The following is a 22258-nucleotide window of genomic DNA, read 5'->3' as shown; positions in this document are numbered from 1 at the left end:
CATCAGACGTTGGGTACGAATGGATGTAGTACCATTCAATCATTTTTCAATCGGAAACAATTCTATGATTGAAGATTTCACTACGGTCAATAATGGTGTGGGGGATGTGGTAATAGGAGAAAACTCTTTGATAGGCCTTGGTAATGTAATTATCGGCCCTGTAAAAATAGGAAATAATGTAATCCTCGCTCAAAATATCGTGGCCAGCGGACTGAACCATAACTACGACGATGTCACTCAACCCATTCATCAGCAGGGAGTAAACGTTGCTCCCATTGTCATTGAGGATGATTGCTGGATCGGCGCCAACACAGTGGTTACCGCCGGAGTTACCATTGGAAAACATTCCGTCGTTGCCGCCGGGGCTGTGGTTACCAAAAGCATCCCTCCTTTTTCCGTTGCGGTAGGCAATCCCGCCCGCGTCATCAAAAGATATGACGAAACTCAAAAAGAATGGATTAAAACCTACTAACATATCACACGTTTTCTGACTGTAAAAGAGCAGGGAAGGTTTTAAGAATGATCTGCATATCCATTTTGAATGAAAATTCCTTGGCATATGTGATATCCAGTTGAGTTCTTTCCTCCTCGGACATATCTGCTTTCCCCTTGCCTCTTTTGGTGACCTGCCAAAGGCCTGTCAAACCAGCTGGGCCTGCAAAGCGCAGAATTTTGTCGTCAGTAGTCATTTTTTCGGCTTCATATAGCGGTAATGGTCTGTTACCAACCAATGACATATCACCTTTGAGAATGTTAATAAGCTGTGGCAATTCGTCCAGACTCGAATTTCGCAAAAACTGACCGAAACGTGTAATACGCGGGTCATTCTGAAATTTCATGAAAGCTGCCTTCTGGTCTTTTTGGAAATGGTACAATTTTTCGCAAATTTCCTTACCATCGTGAAATAGCAGGCTTTTACAGTGATTTCCCGCCAGACATTCGTCGCACAATCCCCTGCTTTCAAGTTGTTGGACCGGTTCGGTATTCTTATTGTACATGCTCAATGCAGCCATTTTGCGGATCAGCTGATCCGCGTCAGTACGCATGGTCCTGAACTTGTAGAGATCGAAGATTTTGTAGCCGCTACCTACCCTTTTAGACCTGTAAAAAACCGGCCCTTTTGAATCCAGACGAATGAACAGGGCCACAAGCAAAAATACCGGAAGCAATAGAATAACTGCACTGCCTGTCGTGATCACGTCGATTGCTCTCTTCCAAAGTGGTGTCTTGTTGCCCTGAGAAGCTATTTTTTGGGAGGCTTTGTTGGCAACATACCATTGCCGTTTCTTAAAATATTTAATTCGGGTGATCAGGTCACCATCGTCAAAGCGAACAGAAAAGACATCGTCAGCATGTTTTGCCTTAGCCACATCTATTGCTTCCTGACTTAGACGGTCAACCAGTAGTACAAAAGGAATATTGCCATATCCTGAGCTGCCACGGATAATGTCCAGAAGTTCCAGACCGCCGCTGGCCGAGTGCGCCAGGATGACATCCGCGGGGTAATTCTCCTTCAATGCTTCCAGGACCATTTCCTTCGATGCGAAATACTCTGCCTGCAAAGATTCTGCATATTTCTCCGAAAATCTAATGTATTCGTCAAGGTCAGCATTCATATACATGACCCTGAACTGGACCATGTAGGACTTCGTTTCAACAACCATTCCCGGGGACGTGCTTGTCAATTCCATGTTTGTAACTGATTAGGAGAAGCGTTTTGCGCGGCGCAAGATCGCATTGATCTTTGCATGAACTTCCATTGGATTAAACGGCTTTACCATGAAGTCGTCTGCGCCCAAATTAAGGCACTGGATACGTTCACTGCTCTCGTCAGATCCTGAAAGTATGATAATTGGAATATCGGAATATAGATTGCTGGCTTTTGCCACTTTTAAAAATTCCTTTCCACTGAGATTGGGCATATGGAGATCAGCAATAATGAGGTCCGTCTGGTGGCCTTCTTCCAACCACAGCATCCCTTCTGACCCATCACTTTTAATTACTACGTTAAAATCTTTTTTTAGAAAATGTTCCAGAATTTTCGTGATACTAGGCTCATCATCTATAATTAACAGATTTTTTCTACTGTCCATAGGTTATGTAAATATTTATCAAAAAAGATCGATGGTTAGACTTAATTAATGTAAGGGTTTACAATTATTTCGTAGAATTAACGATAATACTTGCCATAACAAAATTTGAGGGGAGAAATTGTAGAATTCTTGTATTGAACCCATTTAGTTTTGCACTAAAAACTAGCTTCTCCATCTTTTTTCAGGAAATAGGCGCATTGTGCGTATCACATCAAATTGAAGATTCCTTGGAGAGAGCTACTAAGCGTATGTAGTAAAATTAAGTACTGGCAGCAATATCTCAAAAGATAACTGTTCTAAATTAGGAATAATTAATAATTAGTTCTACAAATAGCTAGGTAATTAGCTGATTGTACAGAAGTTAGTTTGAATTGCGAAACCGGATGCGAACGGTTGTTTGCATCCCAGTTGGCTGGCCGTCGGACCTGGCAGGTATCCAGGCTGGACCATTCTGAATGGTAAGTATGGCTTTTTGATAAAAACGCCGGTCACCTTTGGTTGAAAATGTGGATAAAGTGCTGTCAGCATTCACCGTGAAAGTAACCTCGACATCTCCTGGCTGCTCTGCTGACAAAGCATTCTTCGAAAGATAGAATTGAAATGACTCCCAGCCATTTAACGGGGCCGGACGACTGGAAAGCGATGTGGCAGAAGCCCCTGCGGCATCATTCTTAGTCACTTTCCGCGCTGACTCTGAGAGCGGCGCCTGAGACGGCAAAGCAGCTGCCGCAGTAGCGGATGCCGGAATAGTTTGAACAATTGAAATTTGTTCCTGATCATTTGCTGCAATCGATTCTTCCAAATTGGTATCCAAGCGTTCCTGTACTTCCTGAGCCGGTGCGGCAGCTGCGACAGGTTCTGATGTAGTAGTATTAGCAGGCGAGTTTCCGTAAGCCTTTTGGGGTGTGGGCCTAGCAGATGCTGGCGGCAATGGAGTTTCTTTTACTTTCACTTCTTCATCGACCGCAGCGTGCTCAGGTTTTTCAATGGACATTTCGAATGCTACGTCCTGCGTACTGGTATTTTTATTTATTATAAAAACAAACCAATACAAGCTCATGCCCAACACAATAGAAGCCGCCGAGGCATAAGCCCATATCGGCAGGGTCCTGCTTTTTTCCGGTTTGGCTTGTTCATTTAATGTATCCCTAAGGCTTTCAAGTGCGGATTGATAGTCGATCTGATCTTCATTCAATGCTAAAAAACCTTCATAGGCGTCGGCCACAAGCGGTTCTTCCAGCATTCTTTTTTCAAGGCTGTGCTGTTCTTGCGCGGACATTTCACCGTCGCGATAACGGCGAAAATGATCGAAGCCAAATTCCGGTTGTGAATTAATCGTTGCCATTTCTATCCATGCAAATTTTCAAATTCCGCTTTCCGTTCTGGATATAGCTTTTCACTTTATTGAAATCATAACCCGTTTCGATGCAAATGTCCTTATAACATTTCTCTTCCACGTAAAACAACTGGATACTAACCCGCTGCTCGCTGACCAGCGATTGCATACATTTGCCGAGCGAGTTCAGCTGATGATCAAGCGTAAAAATGTCCTCCGATTCGTTATTTTGTAAATCCGGGCCGGCATACTCCTCCTTGATTTCCTCGTTGCCCACAAACACGCGTTTGCTCCTGAGCTGCATGAGGCAATGGTTTCTTGCAACGCTGTGCAGCCAACTTTTGAAGTTGCCTACTTCATGGGTCTTCAAATCCTGAACCAGTTTTTCAAATATCTGCATCACCGCATCTTTACTTTCATCCTCATCCCTCAAATATTTATAACAAATCCCGAACACCATCTCCATGTAGCTGGAATACAGTTCCCCCAACAGCCCGACGTCTCCCGTCTGGCGGTAAACCGACAGGCGCTGGGCCTCCGGTAACGGTTCTGGATTCCTGGTTCGAAATATGCCTAAAAACTTCACATGTGCCTGCTTAAAGATAACTTCTTCTGAGCCAAGTGACCATTGGATGCAGTTTTCTCAAAATTCCATAAAAAATATTTAAAAGTTTTATGGAATTATCCGTCGGCGTGCATCAAGTTGAAAAAACAAAAAGATATCGACCATGAAAACAAAAATTGTAATACTCCTCGCCACGTTTTTCAGCGCATTCGCCATGCTCCCCGACAGGACCATTACCGGCGTCGTTAGCGATACCAATCAGGTTCCGATTTCCGGAGTGATGGTAACCGTTGCAGGCAGCAAAGCCATTGCTATGAGTGACTCTGCAGGAAAATATTCGATTTCGATTCCTACATTTTCCAGAACCCTGTTTTTCAGTTATGTAGGTTACAAAACAAAGGAAGTTAAACTCACCAAAGGTTCTGAGATCAATGTAACCATGGAAGCGGGTACGCCCTTCCAGGAAGAAGTAGTGGCCACTGAGCACGAGGACGTCGCATTCACCGTTGAGCCCAATTTCGCAAAAATGGCAGCAAGCCCATCGACCTATGCCGCCGGAATGACCGTTCGTTCACAAAAAATGAACACCGAAAATTATAATCCAATCAACGAAAATAGCTTTCAAATGGTTGGTCAGCAGGCCGTCACGACATTCTCGGTAGATGTGGACCGAGCCGCGTACAGCAATATGCGCAGGTTTGTTAACATGGGACAAATGCCTCCGGTTGATGCGGTGAGGATCGAGGAAATGATCAATTACTTTGAGTATGACTATCCACAGCCCGCTGCCGGCAACCCGGTATCGGTTACCACTGAAATGACGGACTCTCCCTGGAATAAAGGATTGAAACTGTTGCATATCGGCTTACAGGCCAAGACAGTGTCCAGTAAAAACCTTCCCGCTTCCAATTTGGTCTTTTTAATTGACGTATCAGGCTCAATGTCTGATGAAAACAAGCTCCCGTTGCTCAAAGAGGCGTTTAAATTACTGGTTGACCAACTTCGCGCGGAAGATAAGCTCTCGATCGTGGTCTATGCCGGTGCGGCGGGCGTTATCCTCCCTCCCACTTCTGGAACCGACAAAATGAAAATCAAAGAAGCACTTGACAACCTGGAAGCCGGTGGCTCGACGGCTGGCGGTGAAGGAATTGAAATGGCTTACAAGCTTGCCAAAGAAAATTTTTTACCCAAAGGTAATAATCGTGTCATTCTGGCTACCGACGGCGATTTTAATGTCGGCATTTCCAGTGAGGGAGAATTGCAGCGGCTAATAGAAGAAAAGAGGAAAGCAGGAATTTATCTGAGCATCATGGGCTTTGGAATGGGTAATTATAAAGACAGCCACATTGAAACACTAGCCGATAAGGGAAATGGAAACTACGCTTACATTGATAACATTCAGGAAGCCAGAAAAGAATTTGTGCAGGAATTTGGCGGTACGTTATTCACGGTCGCCAAAGATGTCAAAATACAGATTGAGTTTAATCCCACGCATGTACAAGCCTACCGGCTAATCGGCTATGAGAACCGGGCATTGAAAAATGAAGAATTTCATGACGATAAGAAGGATGCCGGTGATATGGGATCGGGACATACCGTGACTGCTATTTATGAGATTGTGCCAGCCGGTGTGCAGAGTGATTATCTCGCCAAAACGGATGCATTGAAATATCAACAAAACAATGTATCAGGTGTAGGCAGAACGGATGAAATGCTCACGATTAAAATCCGGTATAAAAATCCTGACAGCGAAAAAAGTGTACTTTTCGACTTGCCAGTTAAGTACTCGCTTAAACCCATGGCGGCATGTTCGGATAATTTGCGGTTTGCAAGTTCCGTAGCTGAATTTGGCCTGTTGCTTAGAAACTCAGAATTCAAGGGAACATCAACCTACTCGGATGTGATTGCCCGTGCCAAAGGAGCTTTCGGCAAAGACGAAGAAGGTTACCGCTCCGAATTCGTTCGACTCGTCAAAACCACGCAAACGCTGGATGGTAGAAAGGAAACTGCCAGGAAAGATTAACAACAAGAATGGCCGGAGCTTTGAAGGCCCCGGCCATTCCTTTTGATATATTACTTCTAGTCTTCCTTCAAAGCCTTCTGAATCAAAGAGATTCCGTCTGAACTATAATTTAAAGATAGTGCCATATTTCTGCCTGGGTCGCTCATTTTCCCCCAGGTTTTGCGAAGGATATCAATCATTTTTTCTTCGCTGAGCTTTGCGATCAGATCGTCGTACTGAAATTCCAAAAATACCAGGCAAAGCGCGTTTTCCATGGTTTGCACCTCGCTATCCGCCTTGATACGTTGTTTCATAATGATCTGCTTCACGCGGTCGATCACATCCCGCTCATAACCAACCGATTCTAAAATTTCCGAAGCTTTTCCCGCGTGGTACCGCCCCAGATCGCTTCGCCATTTCAGGTACCCTAATCTTCCGTCCGGGTAGGAAGTTCTAGCTATTTCCCACCTGCCGATATGCTGACTCCGTGAAGCAAGCAGTAAGCTTTCGCTGGCTTCCGGTTCGAGCTTTTTTACCCATTCATAAAGTTTAATGGCATAAAAATATTCAGCAGGATAATCTACCTGATCGTGTACCAGGTGCTCCGGGGATCTGCGGTTATAGGTATCAAAAAGTTCAAAAGCACTGTCAAGTCTGTTCATGGAGAAGGAGCTGAAAATTATTTCTTAGGTTTGAATTTCAATGCGACTTTGGTCATTCGCGGATAATCGTAGGCTGTACTCTGGGTTTTCATGCTAAATGACTCGTCGCTCACATCCTGCGGCACAATGGTCCACTCCCCTCCTTTTGCTTTTACATCCGGCGCATTCACAGTAATGTCTTTTTCATTGACCGTCCATTTCAAAATAAACGGCTTGCTTTCTCCTTTGAAGATCCCGGAAAAAGTCCCATCCTTTTTAAGCTCAACCGTTTCCATATAACGTTCAAAATCAATCGACCCGAATTGCTGCGTCATTTTCCCGTCCTTGAAGGTAACGGCATCATTGACAGCAATTTCATCAATCTGCCAGAGCTTAGTTCCAGTCAGGATAGCAGCTGCTTCGGCAGGGTTTCCTGCATATTTTTTACATGCCTGCAACTGACACAATAAGCATGTCGCAAGAATGAGAAATAAGGTGTTGAATCGCTTCATATAATCAATCAAGGTGCATTGCAATATAATGACATCCCGAACAGAGCACCTATGGAATGCCTGACCCAATATCTGAAAAAGCACAGAGAACGCCTAATCCCGGTTAAAAAGCGTAGTCAGCTTTACCAGAAACTGCACAGCTTGATCGTCAATCTGTCCCGGCAATAATCGCCACGACCAATTGTCACCATGCGTTCCAGGACTGTTCATTTTGGCAGTCTCATCCAGGTTGAGTACATCCTGAATAGGCAGAATGGCGGCTTTGGCTACCGAGCCGTAGGTAAGCCTTGCCAACGCTTCGCTGACATTATCCTCATTGACCGGATACCCGACATAATTTTCAATGCGTGCCTGCAACGCATCGTCGGTGGATTCCCTGTACCAGCCTTTCACTGTGTTATTGTCGTGCGTACCCGTATATGCGATGAAATTTGGAGTGAAATTATGGCCAATATGATCCGATTGCGGCATATTTTCGTCAAATGCAAATTGCAATACCTTCATCCCGGGTAAAGAAAATTTGTCTCTGAGCTTGTACACCTCGGGGCTAATCTCGCCAAGATCCTCCGCTATAAAGGGAAGACTACCGAGCGAGGCTTTTATTTTTCTGAAAAAATCCTCATCCGGCCCCAGTTTCCATTCGCCGTTCACGGCGGTTTCTTCGCCGCCGGGTACTTCCCAGTAATCCGCAAAAGCACGAAAGTGATCCAGTCTGATCAAGTCATAAAGCTCCATATTTTTGGCAAGTCTCTGCACCCACCATTGATAATCCTGCGCTTTGAGGGCGCCCCAGTTGAATACGGGCATACCCCAAAGTTGGCCATCATCCGAAAAGGCATCGGGCGGCACACCAGCCACACCCGTGATTTTACCAGTTTCGTCCACACAAAAGAGCTCCCTGTTTGACCATACATCCGAGGAATCATAACTCACATAGAATGGAATGTCACCCAGTAACTTAATGTTCAGGCTGTTACAGTAGCCGCGCAGATTTTTCCATTGTTTGTCAAATATGTACTGCTGCCATTGCACATAGCGGATACCATTGGGTTCTGATTTGAGAACTTCCTTCAATGCCTGCTTGTCCCGCAACCGAAACTCTTCGGGCCACTCGTACCAAGGCTGATTTCCGTGTTTTTCTTTCAAAACCATATATAATGCGAAATCACCAAGCCATTCCGAATTCTTGTTACAAAAAACCTCAAAATCAGTCCTGTCAGCATTGCTTGCATCCCGATTGAATGCTTCATATGCTTTTTTCAAGAGGTTTTTTTTAACGTTTTCGGCTTTTGCAAAGTCAACATGCGCGGTTTTCGGCAGGTAGTATTGGCTTATCAAATCCGATGTAAGCAGGCCATCCTTTACGAGTTCTTCCGGACTGATCAGCAAAGGATTCCCAGCACGGCTCGACAGCGCGCTATAAGGTGAATTTCCCTGCGCCTCTTCACTTGGGTTCAGGGGAAGTATCTGCCACAACTTCTGATTGCTTTTTTCCAAAAAATCGGCAAATGCGAAGGCTTCCGGGCCTAAATCACCAATTCCAAATGGTGAGGCTAAGGAGGTAATGTGCAATAAGACGCCTGCTTTCCGCTCATTTTCAAGCCTTGAACCCTTTAAAATAGCAACCGGCAAATTGTTAAATATTTCGTGAGGGTGAAGTTTCCCTTGAAAATCTGCGCTCTGTCTGGTGAACACATTCTGCCACTCAGGCGACAGATTATCTGGCAGCACAATGGAGGTATCCTTCCAGTCAAGCTCCAAAAATGGCTTTTGCTGCTCTTCACAAATTCCAGCGGTATGCAATGGAATTACCACTACATAGAAATCCTTTTTATGCTTTCTGGCAAACGCAAGCAAATGATCTTTGTAAATACCCCTTGTTTTCAAAGCAACATATTCTCCTTCATCGAATAGTGAGGGATTGCTGTTCCGAAGGTTGAACAACTCACTGGTCAGCCACAATTTTATTTGTGCATTGCTCCGGTTTGCCCACAGATTTTCCAGCAAAACTTCCCTTTCCTGCTTCTCAAACTCGTCTAACCATTCTTGCCGCAAAATATAGTCAACAGGCCGCCGGTTATCAGGATCCACCAGACTAAAATCCCACAATTCGCAGCCCTGGTACACATCAGGAATGCCCGCACAGGTAAATTTGAGGGTTAGTTGCGCCAGTGAATTTACAATGCCGTAATCCGAAACCTTCGTGTGAAAAGACGTGAAGTTCCGCCAGAAATTGCCTTGCTCATCCAGCAACTGCGCTGCAAAATCTTTGACATCCTGTTCATACTGCTCATCAGGTTCAGCCCAGTTGGTGTGTACTTTTGCCTCCCGCATTGCTTTCTCCAGATAGTCACCCAGTCTTTGCGCAAAATCATCGTCCCCTTCACCTGGCATTGGATATGCCCCTGTTAAGGTCTGGTATATCATATACTCATCATTGTCGTCAGGACCCGACCGGCCTTTTTTAAATTCAGCGTTAATATCTCGCCATTCATTTACCCTTGCAAGCCATTGCTCCGGCAGGTCGGTCAGCACATTCAGTCGCGCCCGCACATCCTCTCCCCTCTTGGTATCATGCGTGGAAGTGGCGTTCAGCGCAAGCGGCCACTCCTTTCGGCGAGTATGCATATAAGCATGAAACTCCTTTTGAGATAACCCAAACCGGTCGGGGAAATCGCCTACTTCATTGTGCCCAATGAAACGATAATAGGTGTACATTAATGTGTCCTCGCCTCCTTTGGCCATCAATGGACCGGAAAACTGCATCCAGCGCTGATAGAATTCCAATGCTTTTGCACGGTGGTTTTCATCAGCGGATATGGGTTTTTCCAGTAACGATTCTGCTATCAACGCAGTTGCGTCTGACAGGTGCGAATGCTTCTCAGCGACCTCGTTCAAGATCTGGGAGACGGCAACCGTTTCCGTTTCTGACAGCGGCATGGTATTGCCGTAATAGCGGTATACCGGGCAATGTATCAAAAATTCGCCGATCGCTTTTTTTAGATTATCCTTACCAATGCGTTCAAGATCATCAGGCTCTGCAAGTTGGAGTTCTGAAAAAAGCCTATGCAGATTTTCCAGTTCTCCACCCATGTGCTCGTATAGGATCTCTGCCTTCTTTCTCAGCAAATGCGCGCGAATCGGTTCATCATTTTGAATTAGATTCTGATAAAAGTTCGTAAAAGCTTCTTCGGAATTGCTGTTGGTAAATAAATTATTGACTAAGCCCAGAAATTCATACCCCGAGGTGCCCTGAACCGGCCAGGCAACGGGAAGCTGCTCTTTTTTTTCAAGTATTTTTTCAATCACAATATAGGTTTCGTCCCCGGCTAGTTTACGCAGCTTTTCAAGATAGGACAACGGGTCGTAAAGCCCATCAATGTGGTCTATCCTTAGGCCCTGAAAAATGCCTTCCTCTAATAAAATCTTTACCAATTGATGATACTCCTCCAAAACCAAATCATCCTGCATATTGAGACATATCAGGCTATTGACGGTGAAAAAGCGCCGAAAATTGATCTCCTGCTCGCTTTTCCGCCAATGACAAAGCTCATATTCCTGCTCATTGGCAAGTTGGAGCAGTAACACCTTGTCTGCGTTTACATACGCAAGGGTGTTCTCCAAATAGATTTGAAATGATTCAGTTTTATACAGAGACGAAAGCTGCAAAAGAAACTCTCTCCATTGTGCTGCAAATGTTCTGACATCCTCTGTCTCATGGATCTCTTTCAGCAACTCCACCCATTGCCGGACAGACTCAGGATGCTCTATTCCGTCCAAATCCAGCACCGCCAAATATGAGCGTAGATTAATGGGAAAGCATGAATCTCCAAAATTCAACGTCAATCTGCCGCCGGTATATCCCATTGTTAGTTCTCCTGCTTTGACCGTTTCGTCCAGCTCCTTTCCCAGGAAGGGTGCCATTATTTTTCCCTGAAAAAAATGGCCATTCATGCTGGTATCAAAAAAAGGAGCATAAGCGGATAGCCGCCCTTTTTCCAGCACGTCCATCAGCCATTGGTTTTCAGAGTGATAAGCCATATGGTTGGGCACAATATCCTGTAACCAGCCTATGCCACTTTTCTTCAATTCATGGCATATTTCGCGCAGTTGATCGATGGTGCCCAGCTCAGGGTCTATACGGCGAGGATCAATTCCATCATAGCCATGCGTGCTACCACCGGTCGCCGCCAAAATTGGCGATGCATAAATGGTGCCTACGCCCAATTTCCGAAGATAGGGTATCAGTGATGCCAGATCGGCAAAAGGAAAATCCTTATGAAATTGTAATCGGTAGGTAGATACGGGATGGTGCATAACAGCTTGGATGTTCTTTTGCTGCACATTAAATATTATGCCAGCCGCTTTGGCCATGTGGTCAATGTCCTATTTGCGCAGCAGTTCACGCAGGACAGGTATTTCCAGCGGTTTAGACAACAATTGTATGATGTAGGGGTTTGTTCTTGCTTCCTCGATGTCCGTTGTGTCAACCGTAGAAGATATCATAAACAGTTTTATTTTCTCGCGTATGGCAAGCGGCAACAACGCGTAGTGCTCGGTGAACTCAAAGCCGTTAATGCCAGGCATTTGAAGATCCAGCAGAATTACGGTATTTGGGAAAGTTTCGTCGCACTGCCTGAGGTATTCTATTGCATCAGAGGCTGAACCAAACGGATGGACCAATTTTGTCAGGCCACTTTTTAAAAGTAGTTTTTCCTGAGTGAATAAATCGAATACACTGTCATCAATTATAATAAATTCCATTGCATCTACTGGTAAGAATTTTATTATAAGCCATTCCTGAAAAACGCATTAATATAAAATTGCAGAAAAATAGTTTTTTTTTCTACATTTAAAAGATAATGTAGAAGTAGTTACTTGACGAAGCTGCCCGACATGTAAATGTAATTGCAAAGTGGTAAAAGTTAAGTAATGCGTTATTTTGTTTGGTATAAAATGAAAGTCTTTTTAGTAACGGTTCTATTTTTCCTGCTTCCTATTGTTTTTTTGCATGCGCAAGAAAAAAACAGACCTTTTCGACACCTTACCACAAATCAGGGCCTTTCCCAAAATAATGTAACCAGTATCGTTGCTGACCGTCGCGGTTTCATGTGGTTTGGAACCCAGGACGGTCTCAATATGTACGATGGATATAAGTTTATAGTTTATCACAACGAACCCGGCAATGCTGGAAGTCTGTCACATAGCTATGTACATGTTGTCTTCGAAGACCGTAACGGATGCCTATGGGTCGGCACCGACGACGGCGGGCTGAGTTGCTACAATTATGAGACCAACCAATTCGTAAATTTTCGACACGATCCCAAAAACCCAGCCAGTATCAGCAGTAATAATGTCTTGTCCATTGCGCAAGATGCCAGAGGAAATCTTTGGGTGGCTACCTCCGGGGGAGGATTAAATTATTTCGACAGCATAAAAAAGACTTTTCGCAGGTACATGCATCATGCCAATGACCGGGGAAGCATCGCGAGCGACTTCGTCAATTCTGTTTTTGTAGACAAGAAAGGCGTGGTTTGGGCGGGAACCAAGGACCGCGGGCTCGAAAAGCTGGATGCGAAAACGGACCGGTTCATTCATTATCCTCATGACCCGGCCAATCCACATTCGATCAGCAGAAACGAGTTGAATAGCATTTATGAAGATTCAAAAAACAATTTCTGGATAGCCACAGAAGGTGGTGGACTAAATCTGATGGACAGAAGTACAGGTAACTTCATCTCTTACCGCCATAATCCAACTGACCCTGAGAGCATTTCTCACAATGATGTCATTTCAATAGCAGAAGACAAAGTAAAAAGACTTTGGATAGGAACCAGAAACGGAGGTATTAATATCCTTGAAAAGGATGGTGATTTTACTAAATACATCGCCGATAAAGCCAATCCAGAGGGCATTAACAACGGCTCGATTTATGCTCTTTTTTGCGATAAGATCGGAACCATGTGGGTGGGTACTTACAGTGGGGGCATCAATGTAATGGATCAGGAATCACTAAAATTCAACCGTTACAGAAGCAATCCAAGCAACTCCCGGGGCATCAACAATGATAATATCCTATCTATTACCGAAGATCATCAGGGCAAATTGTGGCTCGGAACCGATGGTGGTGGTATTAATGTGTGGGATCGCAGCACCAACCAGATCAACCACTACCTGCATGAGCCAGCCAGGCCGACAAGCATTGCCAGTAACTACATTATATCCCTCCATGAAGATACCAACAGCAAGATGTGGATTGGTAATTATAAAGGTGGAATCAGCGTCTATAACCGTCCGCTCGATTCCTTTAATAATCTCAACAAGGAAGGAAAAATCAAAGATGCCATACCTGCCAATATCCATGCAATCATCGATGATCTGAAAGGATCATTATGGATAGGTACCTCCGAGGGCCTGCTTCGTTATAATAAAGAAGCAGGCTCTTACGTCCGCTATCAAAATAATCAAAAAAAACGTAACAGTATCAGTAGCAACCTGATCCTGTCCATGCACGTAGATCGCGCCGGGCTGTTGTGGATCGGTACAGAAGGGGGCGGGTTGAATCTTTTCAATGAAAAGCAGGACACATTTACCTCATTCGTGAATGATATTGGAGATCAGAAAACGATCAGCAACAATCTTGTCAACTGTATTTATGAGGACACAAAAGGCAACCTATGGGTGGGAACCAACGGTGGTCTGAACCTGTTTGACCGCGTTGGCAGACACTTTAAGGTCTTCCGCCAAAAAGACGGGCTACCTAATGATGTGATTCAGGGTATTATGGAAGACGCCCATGGAATACTTTGGGTCAGTACCAATAATGGGCTATCTGCATTTAACCCGGCCACAAGGGTATTCAGGAATTTTGATAATAGCGACGGCTTGCAGGGTACATCTTTTAATCGGATGTCGTTTTACAAAAATGCAGCTGGCACCATGTATTTCGGTGGACAGAACGGCCTGAATGTGTTTCATCCGGACAGCATCAGATACAACAGTTTTGTGCCGCCCGTTTTCATTACTGACTTCCAGATATTTAACCGCTCAGTCAGCGCACAGGATACGGACTCTCCTATCAAAAAGCACATCATTGAGGCAAAAGATATCTTTGTCACCTACAAAGACCTGATGCTGTCCTTCGAGTTTACCGCCCTGAATTATACCCTCACACGAAAAAACAAGTATGCATACAAACTAGAGGGATTTGATCAGGACTGGATATATCCCGGGACCACCCGCAGGGCTACTTATACCAATCTGGATCCTGGTGATTATGTTTTTCATGTAAAGGCATCCAACAACGACGGTGTCTGGAACGAGACAGGGACTTCCATCAGGCTGCACATCGTGCCTCCGTTCTGGAAAACCTGGTGGTTTCGTGTTTTGGGTGTTCTTGTTGTCCTGGCGGTAATATTTGGTTTGTACCAGGCCAGGATGAATGTGATAAAAAGGCAAAAACTGGCTTTGCAAAGGCAAGTTGAAGAAAGGACCAAAGAAGTGATTCTTCAAAAGCAGGCACTAGAGCAGCAGGCCACCGACCTGCACAAACTAAACGGTGACCTGCATCAGAAACACATTGAGGAGCAACAGGCAAGACAGGATGCCGAAAAGGCCAATCAAGCGAAAAGCATATTCCTGGCCACGATGAGCCATGAAATCCGAACCCCTATGAATGGGATATTGGGAATGGCGCTGCTGATCTCACAAACCGAAATGACCGAAGAACAGGCCGAGTATGCGGATACGATCATCAGCTGTGGAGACGGACTATTGACGGTTATTAACGATATCCTGGACTTTTCTAAAATTGAGTCCGGGAACATGGAGCTGGAACACAAATCTTTTGACCTGCATGAATGCATAGAAGAAGTATTAGGTATTTTTTCCAGAAAAGCAGCAGATTTGGGTCTTGACCTGGTATATCAAATCGATCCGGAAGTACCCGCAATGATTGTAGGTGACAATCTTCGATTGCGGCAGGTGCTAATCAATCTGGTAGGAAACGCTATCAAATTCACAAATCATGGTGAGATCATGGTCAGTGTGGAGTATGCGGGGGAAATAAATCAGGATCAAATCGAGTTAAAATTTCAGGTGCAGGATACGGGCATTGGCATTCCTGCGGACAAATTGAGCCTCCTGTTCAAGGCTTTCTCGCAGGTAGATTCTTCGCATACCCGAAAGTACGGAGGTACCGGCCTTGGTCTGGTCATCAGCCAGCGTTTAGTGGAGCTGATGGGCGGTACTATCTATGCAGAAAGTGAAGTTGAGACAGGAACGAGTTTTTATTTCACCATCCATACTGAACCCAGTAAAGACTCTGTGCATCCAATAAGCGACCCGAACAGTTCAGGCCCAGAGGGCAAAACAGTGCTCGTGGTGGATGATAATAAAACGAATCTTAGAATTATAGAAACGCAGCTGAAACATTGGAAATTAGTACCCATTATGGCGTCATCAGCTAAGGATGCGCTTAAAATTCTGAGCCAGCACGATAAGATTGATATGGTAATTACCGATCAAAACATGCCTGAAATGAACGGGGTACAACTGGCCCAAAAGATAAGAGAGAAATTTACTGATCTGCCTATTGTCCTATTGAGTTCAGTGGGAGATGAGACCCGAAAAAACCATCCTGGTATTTTCTGCTCAATTCTGACAAAACCGGTCAAGCATCAAAAGTTGGGGGAGGTTATCAAAAAAGAACTTTCCAGGCAATTGATTGCTACTGAGGTCGTGGCGCCGGAAGGTAGAGGTCTACTGTCCACTTATTTTGCCGAAGAATTCCCTATGAGGATCCTGATCGCGGAAGACAATGCCATAAACGAGAAACTTTTTGTGACTGTGTTGACCAAATTAGGCTATCGAACAGACGTAGCCAGAAATGGTCAGGAAGCTCTCGACGAGGTACAGGCGCAAGCATTCGATATTGTTTTCATGGACGTTCAAATGCCTGAAATGGATGGGCTGGAAGCTACCCGTCTGATACGCAAATTAGCCATGCAACAGCCTTACATCATTGCTATGACGGCCAATGCGATGCAAGAGGACAGGGAAATCTGTTTGCAATCGGGAATGGATGATTATGTATCCAAACCACTGCGTTACGAAGAAATAAAAGCTTCGCTCCAGCGGGCTTTTGCTGCGAAGCAGGTTCAGGCGGGATAATGTTGGCTTCGTTACAAGATATCATCCTCGCCATACTGGTTTTCTGCCAAAATCTGGTTAATGACAACTTGATACTCCTCGCTGCTTGAACGTTTGGTGAGAAATGCATCGGCACCTGCATTCAAATAGAGGTCTCCGTATTTCTTTTTATTCTTTCCAGTAAAAATCAGTATGCAAATGTCATTTTTTATTTTTCGAAATACGTCAATTATATCCATGTCTCTTTCAATTCGAATGGATATATCCATCACCACCAATCCAACTCCTTCATTAATAATTCGATCCATTGCTTCCTCCAAAGTCGCGGCATGTAATATAGGTCTGCCAGGAAAAAAGTCTTTAACAAACATTCGAATCCCATAGCTCACAATTGGATAATCAAAGATTAGAATTGACGTCATATTTGTGGGTTGTTTAGATGAAGGGTTAAATAAAATCGGAAACAAAGTCCCGGACGAACGAACTTGTCCATCCGGGAGCACACTACACACGCAAAGCTTATTTTCGTTAATTTGGATTGTAATTTTTAATCAAGATCCGTTAGGACGACAAAGCGAGAAAGGAACATTCATTTGCTCGTTTATTAGAACTTAAAAATAAAGACATTAATATAGCCAATGATGGTGTTCTATACTCCATATACGTTTTGAGTTAAAGTTGGCCTTCTTGGATTGTTAAACCTAGGAACGTTAACCCTAATAAGTCGGCGTTCCCAGGTATAGTTTTCTTTTGATTATCTGGCGACCAGGATTTTGTAGCTGCTCACTACATTGTTTTTCTGTGCAACCTTTACCACGTATATTCCGGCTGCCAAATTTTTAACATTGATGGTTGTACTTGGTGCTCCAACGGACTTATATACTTCCAGTCCGTTCGTATCGTAAATTTGGATATGAGAAACTCTCGAAAAGTCATCCACTTTGACGCTCAGTTCATCTGATACCGGATTGGGATACATGGCAATCTTTGTAGTGATCCCGAAATCAAGGCTTTGAATTTTACTGTAAGCACTAGTGCCATCCACATCAACCATGCGTAAGCGGTAAAGATTGGCTCCATTCAGCGGATAAGCATCCAGGGCGGTATAGCTCGCCAGAACACTGCTCTCACCTTTTGCTGACACTTTAGAAATCGTCTCCCAAGTTTTCCCATTCGCACTACGCTCCACATCGAAATGATCGCTGTTGGTTTCCTCGGAGGTTTTCCAGGCCAATTGCGCTGTATTGCCTTCCTTGGTTGCATTGAAGGAAACAAGCTTAACCGGCAAAGCAGTCTGAACAAAATTGAATGGTCGGAACAGGTTCTCATTTGCGAAATTCGACCAGGAACTTCCGAATACATCTGCATTTGACCGTGGCGTAAACGCGAAAGTTTCAAGAACCGGTGCTGAAAAGTTAACGGTGTAGGTAGCAAGCCTGACAAACACATCATTTGGTATGTCAGCATTGTTATCTGCCCGCTCTAAGGTTAAGCCTAGCTTTTGCGTGTTCGCTGGTCCTCCATCCGGAACAAAAACTCCTACCTGGACGCCGCTGCTTGCAGAAGCGTAAGTTGCTGATCCGCTTGCGGAGCCTCCGGTAAGTGTAACGCCAGCTGGCAGAGCAAGATCAAGTCGTATATTGTAAGCGATCCAAGATCCATTATCCAGCCCGCCATATTGCGCGTCTCCCTTTGCCTCGACATCAAAAGTCCAACTTAATCCATTTGCACTAACCACACGATTGGTGAAGTTAATGAGAATCGCTTGGGATCTCACGTTGTCGGTCACTGCCAGGAATATCAAGACAGCTAATGAACATCTTAAAAGTAGTTTCATAATTTTCTGGTTTTGTTAATATTTGAATACAATTGAAAAGAAGCCGGCATTGAATCTGTTTCTTTGGGCGGTTACATCTTGATTTTCCAAGAAAGCGTTCATGTTCAGATCTCTTGAAGAATATACGCCTACACCGCCTGTCTTGAAACCGTTCCTTGTTTGAGTGACATCCTGATTCGATACGAAATAATCCTGTGAAACGTCTCCACTGATCATACACCAAATGCCATTGACAAGCTTCATTTGGTCGGGGGATGATCCATCGTTGAAAACAGTGTTCAAGCCCGTTGTGAAGTCTGCTGATCCCGCAATAAGATTAATTGGATTACTGCGGATCGCCAAATGGTTGCGGTGCTTAACAACAATGAAAACATCTCCAGACGGCTGGGTGAAGCTAGGATATTGGCCATTGACATCCACCAGGTACCCGTCCGTCCTTAGCAATAGGCTTTTGGTTTGTAAAACAGCGAATGGCGATACAGCGCTCTTGATATCAACTTTGACCCAGTCTACCACATTCCCTGCTACACCAGCTGGATTATTTATATCGTTGTAAACAACGCCATTTCCATAGGGATCTGTTTTTGGCAATACACCTACTATAGTCTGATTGGTGTACTTTTGAAGATCATTCCTCATCGTGGTGCCTGAGCCAGGCATTGCACCTTGCAGCGCGATTTTTATCGCGATTGCGCTTGGTGCGCAGGGAATCACAGTAGCTGTCACTTTTGCCGTGGAATTTTCTGTATTATAACAATCCATGCTAACAAAATATTCAAAGGCATAATACTCGCCTGCACCAACCAGTTCACCCGGCTGAATCCAGGAGCCAGTGTGAGTTGGATTGTCGAACCACCTCAATTCTCCATCATTGTCGTTCACGAGAAGACCGAACAAATCGTCAGTGTCAAATCCAAGCTTAGGACATACGTTCTCTAATGAATTGCCTTTTAATTTTACCTGCTGAGCTGGGAGTATTGCTAGCACAGCTGTCGAGTTATTTGTATTGTAGCAATTATTAATAACATCAAACAAGAAACAGTAATAGGTACCCACAGAAACAGATGTTGTTGGCGCAATCGGTGAACCGTTATGCTGAGGATTATCAAACCAGACGAACTCGACACCAGCCGGTAGCTGCGTTACTAGAATGCTATTTTTTAAGTCAACGGTCTGCCCCGGGCAAAGTAACTGTATAGCTGGATTGATTACTATGACCTGCTCACTACCGGCATTACAGGTCGCCACGCAATTCGAACTTACAATCACTTTCGAAGTCGAATTATCCGTGTTGTAACAGTTCTCTGGTCCAAAGTAAAAGAAGGCATAGTAAGTACCAAGACCAGCTTTTGAGGGATCTGCTATCTGTGCACCAGAATGTGTTGCATTATCAAACCACCTTATCACTGAACCCACAGGCTGAAAGCCTTGGAATAGCGTGTTGAGGTTGATTGTAGCAGGCGGACAAAGAGAACTTGTCGTTGCGCTTAAACCAACCTGAGGTGGTGCTGTTACATACACTTTGGCATCTGAGATATCTGTATTATAGCATTGATTAACAGCATCATAAAAAAATGCATAGTAAAAGCCTGCTTTCACTGCTGTGGGATCTGCAACAGGTGCTGCATGCAAGGCATCCGTAAACCATACTAATGAAGTTCCGACAGGTGCTGAACCCGTAAAGGTATTGTTCAGGTTAAATGTTGACGATGGGCAGTTCTGCTGAAAGTTGGTTTCACCAGACAAAATCACCTGCGCTGTTCCGGCCTTGCAACACAATACTATGGTGACATTGACGGAAGCAGGGTGATCTGAGCTCCAGCAATTGTTTACCGCATCATAATAAAAGGCGAAATAAACTCCTGAGGCACTTACGCTGGATGGATTAGCCACCTCCGTACCGGGTTGATGTATTGAACTAGTATACCACTTTACCGTTGTCCCTGCCGGCGCAATACTATTGACCAAACTGGTCAGATCGACCGTACTCGAAGGGCAAACATTACTTAAAGTAGTCGCGGACAATGAAGGAGCAGCAGCACCTGCTCTACAAGGGCTGGGGTCACAACGTGTGATCGTGACGGTTACTTTTGCCGTTGAATTGTCCGTGTTCCAGCAATCTGGACCACTTGTAATAAACGCATAGTAAGTACCGGCACCAACGGCAAAAGCTGGGTCTATCGGATTGCCGGAGTGTGTTGGATTATCGTACCAATTAAGAGCGCCATCCGCCCAATTGCTGGTGACAGTTTGATTCAGGTCGACCGTTTTGGATGGGCAAAGATTAGAAGCAACTGAACTTTTCAGAAGGACTTGATCTGTACCTACATTGCACGGTGGCGGACAAACCGAAATAGTGACTACTACTTTAGCGGTGGAATTATTCGTGTTCCAGCAATCATTTACAGCATCATAGTAAAATGCATAATAGGTTCCGGCAGTCGCTGTAGTAGGATTCGAATATATGTTTGCGTGTGCTGCATCCGTACACCATGTGATCGCTTTGCCGAAAGCTGGCCCAGCATCATTTAAATTTACGGTGGTTGCGGGACACACATTTTTCAAAGAAGCATTGACCACTACTTGAGCAGTACCAGCGTTGCATGGTGGCGGACAGGGTGTAATTGTCACCACAACCGCAGAAGTAGAATTGGCCGTGTTAAAACAATCATTAACCGCATCATAAAAGAAAGCATAATAAGTACCAGAAACTCCAACGTTGATTTTCTTAATCCCACCAATTTCTGAACCGGAAATAAGTGTACCGGGAGCATGGTTTGCAGTTGAATAGAATACGATATCCGTCCCGTCAGGAGGCAAACCATTCATCAAAGTCCGAAGATCAACCAGTTGTGACGGGCAGATATTTTTCAGAGTGGTGGCCGTTAGCGGAACCTGAGCTGTTCCTGTCTTGCAGCAGTCTTTGATAAACGACTGTACCATTGCCGAAGAGTTGGCTGTATTATAGCAGTTATTTACACTATCGTAAAAGAAAGCATAGTAAAATCCGGATGTTGTAATATTGGTAGGATCAGCTATTTTGGTACCTGTGTGCTGGGGATTATCAAACCAGACCAATGAACTACCGGTAGGGCTTGTCCCAGTAAATGCACTATTTAAGTTTATCTTTTTGGCAGGGCAAATATTGGTTAAGAAGTTCGAAGTCAAACTCACTTGTGCAGTTCCCGCACTACAGCAACCGGTTATTGAAGCTTGCACCATTCGCGTTGAATTGTCAGTATTATAACAATCCCCTACACTATCATAAAAAAAAGCATAATACGAGCCAGATACCGTAACATTCGTCGGATCTATCACGGACCATCCTGTGTGCTGGGGATTGCTGAACCACACCAAGGAGCTTCCTTGTGGCGGTGTGCCTGTAAATGCAGTGTTGAGGTTGATTTTTTGCGCAGGACAAGCATTTGTTAAGAACGTCGAAGTTAGATCGACCTGAGGCGTTGCACTGAAATTACAGGTGGTCTCGTCAATCGGATCCGAAATCATGTCCAAACTCACAACTCCTTTTGCATTTGTGGGAACCTTTACAATAACACTAAATGATGCTGTGGTTTGCTGAGCTTTGAATGTTATTGACTGTTGTATCCATTTGTTCGTATTGACTCCAGGAGAAAAGGCGATGTCAGGCTTAACAATGGACACACCATTGTTAACTTGTCCTCCGGCCAAGGTAGGCCATTGAGTAGTTGTTGTTCCACCATTATAATAATAGAGGCTAGCCATAAGGGAATACTTAATTGTATATTCAAACCCTGGAGTTAGACCGGTGATAGTAGTGGTCATTCCTCCATCGCCGTTATGCATCGACCCCTCAGCTTGCAGGGTTAGATAGGTTAGACTTAGGGAAGCCGGTGGTGGCATTGGTGCTGAGTGCCATGGATAAACCCCAGGTTGTGCTGGGTAATTAAAGCCGCTCTTATTGGAAACGACAATGGTAGACCCGGCATATACAGGGTTCCAGCCTGCTGTTGCCTTCGTGGCAGCTATGCTTTGGCCGAAGGTAAATGCTGCGGCCCAAAGCAGGAAGGCTAGTGTGATTAATAGTAATTTCTTTATCATCTTTTCTAAAAATTTAGATTGAAACTTTTCATTTTAATAGAG

14 protein-coding genes are annotated in these 22258 nt (G+C 44.5%); 3 read left to right on the top strand and 11 right to left on the bottom strand.

All coding sequences use genetic code 11. The features are described 5' to 3' along the window. The first annotated feature begins 64 nt into the window (after positions 1-64). A complete protein-coding gene (locus tag ABIO93_RS30105) occupies positions 65-472 on the top strand; it encodes an acyltransferase (RefSeq protein ID WP_348073740.1) in 408 nt (135 codons plus the stop codon). 4 nt (positions 473-476) lie between these two features. On the opposite strand, the gene ABIO93_RS30100 is transcribed toward ABIO93_RS30105, so the two are convergent. The 4 genes from ABIO93_RS30100 to ABIO93_RS30085 form a co-directional block, all read right to left on the bottom strand. Beyond that, the gene (locus ABIO93_RS30100) at positions 477-1691 is read right to left on the bottom strand and encodes a sugar transferase (protein WP_348073739.1); all 1215 of its coding nucleotides are present in this window, start codon (positions 1689-1691) and stop codon (positions 477-479) included. Positions 1692-1703: 12 nt separating this feature from the next. Then, entirely contained in the window at positions 1704-2093 is a 390-nt protein-coding gene (locus ABIO93_RS30095; protein WP_244819280.1) for a response regulator transcription factor, read from the bottom strand. Positions 2094-2454: 361 nt separating this feature from the next. Further along, a complete protein-coding gene (locus tag ABIO93_RS30090) occupies positions 2455-3438 on the bottom strand; it encodes a hypothetical protein (protein WP_348073738.1) in 984 nt (327 codons plus the stop codon). Then, positions 3425-4015 carry a sigma-70 family RNA polymerase sigma factor gene (locus tag ABIO93_RS30085; protein WP_348073737.1) on the bottom strand — a complete coding sequence of 197 codons (591 nt, stop codon included), beginning with the start codon at positions 4013-4015 and terminating at the stop codon, positions 3425-3427. The genes ABIO93_RS30090 and ABIO93_RS30085 overlap by 14 nt, the downstream gene beginning before the upstream one ends. Before the next feature lie 142 nt (positions 4016-4157). Between ABIO93_RS30085 and ABIO93_RS30080 the strand changes: the two genes are divergently transcribed. Continuing rightward, on the top strand, positions 4158-6017 hold the full coding sequence (locus ABIO93_RS30080; protein ID WP_348073736.1) for a von Willebrand factor type A domain-containing protein: 1860 nt from the start codon (positions 4158-4160) through the stop codon (positions 6015-6017). Between the two features lie 56 nt (positions 6018-6073). On the opposite strand, the gene ABIO93_RS30075 is transcribed toward ABIO93_RS30080, so the two are convergent. The 4 genes from ABIO93_RS30075 to ABIO93_RS30060 all read right to left on the bottom strand — a co-directional run bounded on the left by ABIO93_RS30075 (position 6074) and on the right by ABIO93_RS30060 (position 11913). Continuing rightward, positions 6074-6658 carry a DUF4202 domain-containing protein gene (locus tag ABIO93_RS30075; protein ID WP_348073735.1) on the bottom strand — a complete coding sequence of 195 codons (585 nt, stop codon included), beginning with the start codon at positions 6656-6658 and terminating at the stop codon, positions 6074-6076. 17 nt (positions 6659-6675) lie between these two features. After that, complete coding sequence (locus tag ABIO93_RS30070) at positions 6676-7149, bottom strand: hypothetical protein (protein WP_348073734.1); 474 nt, start codon at positions 7147-7149, stop codon at positions 6676-6678. 93 nt (positions 7150-7242) lie between these two features. Then, a complete protein-coding gene (gene treY, locus ABIO93_RS30065) occupies positions 7243-11466 on the bottom strand; it encodes a malto-oligosyltrehalose synthase (RefSeq protein ID WP_348073733.1) in 4224 nt (1407 codons plus the stop codon). Positions 11467-11535: 69 nt separating this feature from the next. Then, entirely contained in the window at positions 11536-11913 is a 378-nt protein-coding gene (locus ABIO93_RS30060; RefSeq protein ID WP_348073732.1) for a response regulator, read from the bottom strand. Between the two features lie 192 nt (positions 11914-12105). Between ABIO93_RS30060 and ABIO93_RS30055 the strand changes: the two genes are divergently transcribed. Next, positions 12106-16320, top strand: coding sequence for a two-component regulator propeller domain-containing protein (locus ABIO93_RS30055; RefSeq protein WP_348073731.1), 4215 nt, complete (start codon positions 12106-12108; stop codon positions 16318-16320). 11 nt (positions 16321-16331) lie between these two features. Here ABIO93_RS30055 and ABIO93_RS30050 read toward each other — a convergent pair whose 3' ends face one another. The 3 genes from ABIO93_RS30050 to ABIO93_RS30040 all read right to left on the bottom strand — a co-directional run bounded on the left by ABIO93_RS30050 (position 16332) and on the right by ABIO93_RS30040 (position 22216). Beyond that, the gene (locus tag ABIO93_RS30050; RefSeq protein ID WP_348073730.1) at positions 16332-16721 is read right to left on the bottom strand and encodes a response regulator; all 390 of its coding nucleotides are present in this window, start codon (positions 16719-16721) and stop codon (positions 16332-16334) included. A 332-nt stretch (positions 16722-17053) separates the two neighbouring features. Then, positions 17054-18136, bottom strand: coding sequence for a T9SS type A sorting domain-containing protein (locus ABIO93_RS30045; RefSeq protein WP_348073729.1), 1083 nt, complete (start codon positions 18134-18136; stop codon positions 17054-17056). A 15-nt stretch (positions 18137-18151) separates the two neighbouring features. After that, positions 18152-22216 (bottom strand): hypothetical protein, encoded by a 4065-nt coding sequence (locus tag ABIO93_RS30040; RefSeq protein ID WP_348073728.1) that lies wholly within the window; start codon positions 22214-22216, stop codon positions 18152-18154. Positions 22217-22258 lie beyond the last annotated feature (42 nt).

This window comes from Dyadobacter sp. (assembly GCF_039919315.1).
Lineage (GTDB): Bacteria > Bacteroidota > Bacteroidia > Cytophagales > Spirosomataceae > Dyadobacter.
Note: the sequence above shows the minus strand (reverse complement) of the source record. Positions and strands in the feature narration are given on the sequence as shown.